General features: G+C 51.9%; 8 protein-coding genes and 2 pseudogenes. 2 read left to right on the forward strand and 8 right to left on the reverse strand.

Annotation, left to right across the window (positions count from 1 at the left end; genetic code table 11):
- Positions 1–86 (forward strand): annotated as a pseudogene (locus QZ506_RS18320) (lipoprotein); the annotation flags it as partial.
- Between the two features lie 1,732 nt (positions 87–1,818).
- On the opposite strand, the gene nth reads toward QZ506_RS18320, so the two are convergent.
- The 8 genes from nth to ydgT form a co-directional block, all read right to left on the reverse strand.
- A complete protein-coding gene (gene nth / locus QZ506_RS18325) occupies positions 1,819–2,454 on the reverse strand; it encodes an endonuclease III (RefSeq protein ID WP_291973019.1) in 636 nt (211 codons plus the stop codon).
- Between the two features lie 16 nt (positions 2,455–2,470).
- On the reverse strand, positions 2,471–3,175 hold the full coding sequence (locus tag QZ506_RS18330) for an electron transport complex subunit E (RefSeq protein WP_291973020.1): 705 nt from the start codon (positions 3,173–3,175) through the stop codon (positions 2,471–2,473).
- Between the two features lies 1 nt (position 3,176).
- Positions 3,177–3,803 (reverse strand): electron transport complex subunit RsxG, encoded by a 627-nt coding sequence (rsxG, locus tag QZ506_RS18335; protein ID WP_291973021.1) that lies wholly within the window; start codon positions 3,801–3,803, stop codon positions 3,177–3,179.
- A gap of 9 nt (positions 3,804–3,812) precedes the next feature.
- The gene (rsxD, locus tag QZ506_RS18340; RefSeq protein ID WP_291973022.1) at positions 3,813–4,868 is read right to left on the reverse strand and encodes an electron transport complex subunit RsxD; all 1,056 of its coding nucleotides are present in this window, start codon (positions 4,866–4,868) and stop codon (positions 3,813–3,815) included.
- Complete coding sequence (gene rsxC / locus QZ506_RS18345) at positions 4,869–7,049, reverse strand: electron transport complex subunit RsxC (protein ID WP_291973023.1); 2,181 nt, start codon at positions 7,047–7,049, stop codon at positions 4,869–4,871.
- Positions 7,042–7,620, reverse strand: coding sequence for an electron transport complex subunit RsxB (rsxB, locus tag QZ506_RS18350; RefSeq protein WP_291973024.1), 579 nt, complete (start codon positions 7,618–7,620; stop codon positions 7,042–7,044). The genes rsxC and rsxB overlap by 8 nt, the downstream gene beginning before the upstream one ends.
- Positions 7,620–8,201 (reverse strand): electron transport complex subunit RsxA, encoded by a 582-nt coding sequence (gene rsxA / locus QZ506_RS18355; RefSeq protein WP_291973025.1) that lies wholly within the window; start codon positions 8,199–8,201, stop codon positions 7,620–7,622. Before rsxA ends, rsxB begins: the two co-directional genes overlap by 1 nt.
- 199 nt (positions 8,202–8,400) lie before the next feature.
- Entirely contained in the window at positions 8,401–8,616 is a 216-nt protein-coding gene (ydgT, locus tag QZ506_RS18360) for a transcription modulator YdgT (protein ID WP_291973026.1), read from the reverse strand.
- A gap of 219 nt (positions 8,617–8,835) precedes the next feature.
- On the opposite strand from ydgT, the pseudogene QZ506_RS18365 reads away from it, so the two are divergent.
- Positions 8,836–8,939 (forward strand): annotated as a pseudogene (locus QZ506_RS18365) (IS5/IS1182 family transposase); the annotation flags it as partial.

The raw sequence follows: 8,939 nt of genomic DNA on the forward strand, positions 1-8,939 counted from the left end.
CTCAGGTGGGTGAAGCCATGGTCATGGTCAAAGCGCTTAACCGGATCACGCTATCAGGAATGCCGAACAGTATTCGCATCACGTAACAATCGACCCGTATGGGGCGCAGTCGTTACAAGTTCTGATTTATTCAACAAAGCCAGTATTTCTATTTAGGATAAAAGTATGCCTAATTTTCTGTGACTGATACCGTACTTCCTTATCAAGTTATTCTTAGGGGACTGTGCCTGAGGACTTACAGTACAGTCATTTTCAGTTATTGTGGGTGGGGGGCAATGGAATGCAGGTCGGTGCAGATAAATGTAGGTTCATTTACAGGTATTGTGGGTTTGAGACCAGTGTTGGTTGCAGTTAATGTGGGTTGAAAATGAGCGATAAATGCAGGTTTGACCATTTATAAATGCAGGTTGCTACAGGTACATTTCAAATATCACCCATCGATGCACTTTCTATGGATCGATGCTCAAGTGTGTGAATTGCCATAAAATATCTAACCTCTTCAAATCCCCCTAAACCAACGAAAGTTTCGTAGGTCGGCAGATGAGACCTACACTTTTTGGGTAGGTCGGTGCGACGATTATTGCAGTGACGCTAGGGATTTGAAATCAGTATGGAGGTATGTGCAGATAACCTATTGAATGTTAACACCGATTGTGGATTTGTGCAGCGACCTAACCATGTGACTTTAAGTCACGTGGTTCAGAACTACGAAAGTTTTGTAGTGCAGAAAATAACCAACACTCTTTAAGAGGGGAGCCTGTCCTCAGCCGCATCGCTAAAAGATACGTGGTTCTTTGTGGCAATTAGTTTACGCCCGTTTTGGTGAAAACCTCGTGCGCATTCCGATGCAATTCTAACGTTTCGTTATAATCAATATTTATCAATGGGTTAGTTTGATTTAACCAACCGCGTCTCTAAAAGATACGCAATTCATGCCCCTTTGACTTGCGCACGTCTGAAGGACTTCTCCAGCGCCTTCACCTGAGAATGTGTTGTTCCGTTGAGAGCTTATGTTGTTCAGAATAGGGGGTATGTTGTTCACAAATTCGTGATTAAATCCATTAAATATCATGGCATTAAAAAATAATGAACAACAAGAACAACACCTTTTCGCCTATCTAAATAAATAAGTTTTTCAGGTAAGAGAATTACTTCCCCAATTACTCCTATCCAACGCCTGTACGCTTCACGGAGACCTAAAATATTTTTGTAGGTCGTGGGGTATGCTCAGCAGAACTCGCATAGCATAAGCGCTGAGGAGGTTTTGTGCAGCCATGTGTGAGCCTGGTAGATATGAACCCCAGTGTGTATTCTCTCAGTTGCTGGCACATCGTCCCTATCGTGGAGCTGGGATGTTGTTGCATACGGGGTGTGCATGGGAAAACAGCTTGGGGGTATGACTATACTAAAGCCATCATAGGCCGTGAAAGTTGTTTCCAAGCGTTCGAGAGTTTGCGCGGTTGTGCAGGAAGTAATGAATAACTATGTGTATAACAAATGCAGAAAATTACTGGGTTATTTTATGTATCAATTTGTTTTTATTAATTATTTATTTTTATATTACTTTCCTCGAAGGAAACATTAACGGTGTGGAGTCGGTTACTGCCGGTGGCAACTTCACGCTGCTTACGCGAAGTCAAAGATGCCACCCACGGATTACTGCGCGCCAAATGGTTTAATTATCAAATGAACGAACAATGGCGGCGTTGGACGCAGTGGGGATTTTTAGCCGCAGGACAGTCTGCTTACGCGCACGGTGCCCTGGACGCGATATCAGAATGGATCTTGGCAAGACGTTGCTCAATGCACTGAGTAGCCTCAGGCGTATACCTTGTCACCGAATTCGCACAAATCTTCAATCAGGCAGGAACCGCAGAGCGGTTTACGGACGATGCAGGTGTAACGTCCGTGCAGAATCAGCCAGTGGTGGCTGTCGATTTTGAATTCTGCTGGCACTACCTTCAATAGCTTTTCTTCTACTGAATCCACGTTTTTTCCCGGCGCGAATCCGGTACGGTTGCACACGCGGAAAATATGCGTGTCAACGGCGATGGTGGGCCAACCAAAGGCGGTGTTTAACACTACGTTGGCGGTTTTACGACCGACACCGGGCAGTGCTTCCAGCGCTTCGCGATTTTCCGGTACCTGACCCTGATGCTTGTCTAACAGAATACGGCAGGTCTTGATGATATTTTCAGCCTTGCTGTTAAACAGGCCAATGGTGCGGATATAAGCTTTTACACCGTCAACACCAAGTGCCAACAAGGTTTCTGGTGTGTTTGCGACCGGATAGAGTTTTGCAGTGGCTTTATTCACGCTGACATCTGTGGCCTGTGCTGAAAGCAGTACGGCTATCAACAGCTCGAACGGTGTATCAAAGTGTAACTCTGTGGTCGGATGTGGATTCGCATCGCGCAGACGACGCAAGATTTCGCAGCGTTTTTCCTTGTTCATCGTCTTATCCTTGTGCTTATGGTGCCGTTCCGGTCAGCGTGTCAACTGCTGTAACGTTCCGTTTTGCCTCGCTGACGGCGCGGCGGCGTTTCATTTTTTCGTCAATCAGGTATTTGGCGGCAAGCAGCAGCGCTAAACCGATAAACGCACCAGGCGGCAGCATCGCCAGCAAAAGCGGGGTATCAACGTGGATCACTTCGATGTGCAGCGCTTTGGCCCAATTGCCGAGCAACAAGTCTGCACCGTCAAACAGCGTGCCATTACCCAGTAATTCACGCAGGGAACCCAACACGAACATGGTACAGGTCGCTCCCATGCCCATGGCGAAACCATCCAGTGCCGAAAGGGCGACGGGGTTTTGCGCGGCGTAGGCTTCCGCACGTCCGATAACCAAACAGTTAGTGACGATCAGTGGAATAAAAATGCCCAGCGACTGGTATAAGCCGTAGGCATAGGCGTTAATCAGCATTTCCACCGAGCTGACCACGGCTGCGATAATCATCACATAAATAGGAATGCGGATTTCAGACGGGACCCACCGGCGCATGGCGGAAATCGCTGCATTGGTGCAGGTCAGTACCAGCGTGGTGGCTAACCCTAAGCCCAAGGCGTTGGTGGCGGTGGAGGTGACGGCCAGCAGTGGGCACATGCCTAACAGTTGCACCAGCGCTGAGTTGTTTTTCCAAAGCCCCTGGGCCAGAAGGTGTTTCACTTCACTCATGTTACTCTGCTCCACAATTCTGCAATGTCGTCAGGCGCGCCGGGAGGGTCTGCATAAAAAGCGCAGTCCGTTTGCTGGCGTTTACCACGGCACGGGGCGTGATGGTGGCACCGGTGAACTGATCGTATTCGCCGCCATCCTTTTTGACGGCCCACTGGCGATCGTCGGCACTTTGCACCGTACGTCCGGTAAAGCGGGTTATCCAGTCAGATACCCGCAGATCAATTTTGTCTCCCAGTCCTGGCGTTTCATGGTGCTCAGTCACCCGAACCCCGAGTACCTTACCATGGAAATCCGCCCCTATCAGCAGATGAATGGCACCGGAATAACCGTCTGGTGCGCTCGATTCAATGGCTGCCGCCACCGGAGTATCACCTTTGCGTACAAGGTAGAGATGTCGCGCGTATGTCGTGCCCAGCGCCTCATCGGTGACAAGGTAACATTCTTGCAGAATGTTGTTGTCGTAAATATCAGGAGGAATCACCTGATCCAGCAACGCTTTTTGTTGCAACTGTGCTTGATGTGCAATAGTAGGTTTGGTCAGGGTATTGACCACCGCTGTCAAGCAGGTGGTCAAGGAGGCAAACAGTGCCAGCGTGGTCGCGTGACGTCGCATCGTGCTGATCATGCTATTTCCTTATCGACGATGGCCGTAGGCGCGTGGTTGGGTAAAGTAATCGATGAGCGGAACGGTAATATTCGCCAGTAATACCGCAAACGCGATGCCATCCGGGTATCCACCGTAGGTACGGATCAACCACACCAGCAGCCCAATCAGCGCGCCAAACAACAAGCGCCCTTTATTGGTGGTTGAGGCCGTCACGGGATCGGTGGCGATGAAAAAAGCACCGAGCATGGTGGCACCAGAGAACAGATGCAGCAGTGGAGGTGCGGCTTTTTCCGGCATCAATACCCAGCCGAGCGCGGCGCACAGCAGCAAAGAGAGCAGCATGCTGACGGGAATATGCCAGCGAATGGAGCGGGTCAGTAGTAAAAGAATGCCACCGGCAAGGTACGCCAGATTGACGCATTGCCAGCCCACGCCCGCCAGACTCTCCGCAAAGATTGGGTGTTGTAATGCTTGTGCCGGTGTTTCCCCGGCGCGCAGGCCGGTTTTGAAGCCATCTAACGGCGTGGCTTGGGTAATGCCATCAATGTTCTGTATTATCCCCTGAATGTGTAAACCCGCATCGGTTTGTCCAGTAAAAATCACATGCAGTGCATCAACGAAGGTGACCGGTGCCACCTGTAGCGCGCTGGGCGGTAGCAAACTGGTCATCTGGACCGGGAAGGAGATTAACAGCACTACGTAGCCGACCATAGCAGGATTAAACGGATTGTTTCCTAATCCGCCATACAGTTGCTTGGCGATCACGATAGCGAAAAATGTGGCAAGCACCACCATCCACCAGGGTGCCAACGGGGGCAAGCTGACACCGAGTAGAATGGCGGTTAACAGCGCCGATTGATCCGCCAGCGTGGTGCGTATTGCAAATTTCCTCAGTGACAATGTCACAGATTCCGCCGTAAGCGCTGCGGCCGAGGCGAGGGCGATTTGTATCAAGGTGCCGACGCCAAAAAACAGGGTCTGGGTAGCGATACCGGGCACACAGGCGAGTATTACCCACAGCATGATGCGCTGTGTGCGCTGATGGTTATGGGTAAAAGGCGAACTTGCGATCTTGAAAGCCATCTATTCCTCGTGAGTATGGATTAACGCCTGTTTGGCTTTACGTGCTTTAACGCGGGCAATAGCAGCGGCAACGGTGGCTTTGCGTGGGTCGCTGAGATCGGGAGCGGGTTCCGCTGCGGGGGCCGGCGCGGCGACAACAGTAGGGAGGATAGCCTCCGGCGCTTGCCGAGCCGCTTTTTTGGCCTTAACGCGGGCAATAGCAGCGGCAACGGCAGCTTTGCGTGGGTCGCTCTGATCGGGCTCAGGTTCTGCTTCGGGAGCAGGCGCGGCGACAATCGTTGGGGGGATAGCCTCTGGCGCTTGCTGAGCCGCTTTTTTGGCCTTAACGCGGGCAATAGCAGCGGCAACAGCGGCTTTGCGTGGGTCGCTCAGATCGGGCACAGGTTCCGCTTCGGGTGCTGGCGTGGCGACAGTCGCTGGGGGAATAGCCTCAGGCGCTTGCTGCGCTGTCTTTTTAGCTTTAACCCGAGCAATATCCGCAGCCACCGCAGCCTGTCTTGGATCCTCTGGTACAGCGGAAACCGGTTGGGCTTGTTCGGTATCTGCCTGCATACGTTGCTTCTCGCGCGCCTGAGCTTTTCGCGCTTCGCGCGCAGCGATGACCGCGCTGTTATCCGGCGTTTGGTCAGGATTTATCGCAATGGCAGCAAGCGGTTCAGCAAGCGCATTTTTGCTACGCACGCGCTCCAGCACAGCCTGAACGGCCTTTTTATCCGCCGTAGACACTGTGGCAGCCGCTTGCTGATGACGCCGTTCACGCGCCACTTTTTCTCGCTCCAGACGTAACTGTTTTGCATCAAAACGCGCTTTCGCCTGCTGCGCCCGCGATGCCTCAAGATCGATAGCGCGGATTTCAGCCTTTTCCTGACGGTAGTATTGCACCAACGGAATATTGCTTGGGCAGACATAGGCACAGGCACCGCATTCAATACAGTCAAACAAATGGTGCGCGCGCGCCTTTTCATGCTCCTGCCCGCGGCTGAACCAGTAAAGCTGCTGTGGCAACAGCCCTGCCGGGCAGGCGTCGGCGCACTTACTGCACCGAATGCAGGACTGCTCTTGCTCTGGAGCCTGCATTTCGTTCACTGACGGCGCAAGAATACAGTTGCTGATTTTGACAATGGGAATGTCAAGCGCGGGCAGGCTGAAGCCCATCAGCGGTCCACCCATGATCACCATCGGGGTTTTGTTTTCGGCATGAAACCAGGCCTGTTTAAGCAAGTGGCGCACTGGCGTGCCGAGGCGCGCCCAGACATTTCCCGGTTGGCGCAGCGCTTCCCCGGTCAGGGTGACCACTCGCTCCGTCAAGGCTTCACCGTCGATCACCGCGCGCTTGATGGCATACGCGGTACCGACGTTTTGCATCAATACTCCGATCGAGGCGGAATGTTTGCCAAAGGGCACTTCTTTGCCAGTCAAAATCTTGGTGAGCTGCTTGGCACCGCCGGAGGGGTATTTGGTGGGAATGACCCGCAACCGAATGTCTGTGCGATCGGCCAGTGCGTGGCTCAGTGCCTGGATAGCCTCGGGTTTGTTGTCTTCAATGCCAATCAAGGTACGTTCGGGTGAAAGAAAATGCATCAGGATCTCAATCCCTTGCACAATTTCACGGGCATACTCTTGCATCAACCGATCGTCGGCGGTGATGTAAGGTTCACATTCAGCGGCATTGATGATCAACGTTGCGATACCGCGCAGCCCACCTTTGAGTTTGGCCGAGGTTGGGAAGCCAGCGCCGCCCAAACCAGCAATACCAGCCTGATGTAAATGCGCGAGCAGGGTGTCTATCGAATGCTGCTGATAATCAGGTAAGCACTGGCGATCGCACCAGCGATCTTCCCCGTCAGGAATAATTATGATGCTTAATTCGGGCAAGGCCGAAGGGTGTGCTGTCATGTGTGGACGGATAGCGTTGACCGTGCCGGAGGTAGGGGCGTGTACCGGCAGCATGCGTCCTGTACCGCGCGTAAGGGGTTGACCGCGCAGTACCCGATCGCCAACGTTTACGCAAAGTTCGCCTTCCGGTCCGAGGTGCTGTTTCAGCGGAATAATAAACTGTTCGGGCAGCGGGATGTGACGCATCGGTACGCGGCTGGACTGGGTTTTCATCTCCGGTGGATGAATGCCACCGTCGAAATCCCAAACTCTCTCTTTACGAAACAGATTTAACAGCTTAAGCATGATGTTCTACTTGGATAAGGCGAACCGGAATGGTCTCAAGATCCCATTTCCAGTTGGACGTCGTGGTGGCTACCGGGCGCAGTTCGATGCAATCTGTAGGGCAAGGGGCGACACACAGGTCACAACCGGTACAGAGATCGCTCACCACGGTGTGCACGGCGCGGGTGGTGCCAATAATGGCATCAACCGGGCAGGCCTGAATACATTTGGTGCAGCCGATGCAGTTGCTTTCGTCGATCCAAGCGACTTTGAGTGCTGGTTGCAGATCCGCTGTGTCACCATCGAGCGGCTGCGGGTCAACATTGAGTTTCTCGGCCAGCTTCAGCATCATTGCTTCGCCGCCGGGGCCGCATTTGTTGATGTGCACACCGTGCAACGCTACGGCTTCAGCATAAGGACGGCAGCCTGGATAGCCGCATTGGCCACATTGGCTTTGCGGCAGCATCGCTTCGACCTGTTCGACGATGGGGTCAGCATCAACGTGAAAACGGCGCGAGGCAAAACCAAGAATCAAACCGGAAACCAGCGCGAGCACACTCACCGCTGCAATCGCAATACAAATGTCATTCATTAGAATTTCACCAACCCGGTAAAGCCCATAAACGCGAGCGATATCAACCCAGCGGTGACCAATGCAATCGATGAGCCCTTGAACGGCGCGGGTACATCCGACACGGCAATGCGTTCACGAATGGCGGCGAACAACACCATAACCAGTGAGAAACCAGCAGCTGCGCTGAAGCCATAAACCGTTGATTGCAGGAAGTTGTGTGACAGGTTGACGTTGAGCAACGCAACGCCCAGCACGGCGCAGTTGGTGGTGATCAGCGGCAGGAAAATTCCTAGCAGGCGATAGAGTTCCGGGCTGGTTTTGCGCACGGCCATTTCGGTGAACTGCACCACGACTGCCAAAATCAAAATAAAGGCCATGGTACGCAGGTAGACGATGCCCAACGGCAGTAGAACATACTCGTTGACTAGCCAGGAAAACATCGAGCCGAGAGTCACGACGAAGGTTGTTACCAACCCCATGCAAATGGCGGTTTCCAATTTCTTGGACACGCCCATAAAGGGGCAAAGCCCGAGAAATTTCACCAGAACAAAATTGTTCACCAGCAGTGTGCTGACGAAAAGAAGTAGATAGTCGGTCATTACCATGCCTATAAAACAAAACAGGACTATTATCCGGCATTGTAAGGCTTTCGACAACACACCCAAAATAGGGATATTCACCAAAAGCGGATATTTGCCCCGCAGTTGGCAGGGCAAATCGTTACAGTCAAAGCCTTTTGTGCAAGGAACGCAAGGCAAGAACCAACAGGCCGTATAGAAAACGACCCGTTGTCAGGGGTTAAAGCACGAAACGCCAGACGGATTTGGGAATGCAACCGAGGTTGTACAGTTTTCTTCCCATAGACAACTCGGCACGGCGGTGGTCGGCAGCGCGCGACATATTGATAATCTTCTTATTATCCGTCAGCGAATAATTTAAATGGTCGTAGAGTTTTTCCAGGCTGTCCAGAGTGTTCACTTTGCGAAACTTGAATAAGTATTCAGCAGTGGTCATGATTTTTGTTTAATAATTATGTGGGTAGGGCATTTCAGTATATGCCAGAGAAAACAGGTGTCTAGCACAATAGGAATTATGGGTTGTGTATTCAATGAGTTGATGTAGCATCAAACGTAGTACTCGCGTTCGATGTAACTACCGGGCTTTGTTGAATAAATAGAACTTTCGGGTAATCATCGTAGCAGATCACCACAGTTGTTTCAAAATCAGGTCTCCATGGCAAAACAAAATTTTAAAATCACCAACTGGCCCTCTTATAACAAGGCCCTCAAGCAGCGCGGTTCTCTAACCGTATGGCTAGATGAATCAGCCATTGCTGC

The organism is Candidatus Symbiopectobacterium sp. (genome assembly GCF_020054415.1).
In the GTDB taxonomy this organism is placed as follows: domain Bacteria; phylum Pseudomonadota; class Gammaproteobacteria; order Enterobacterales; family Enterobacteriaceae; genus Symbiopectobacterium.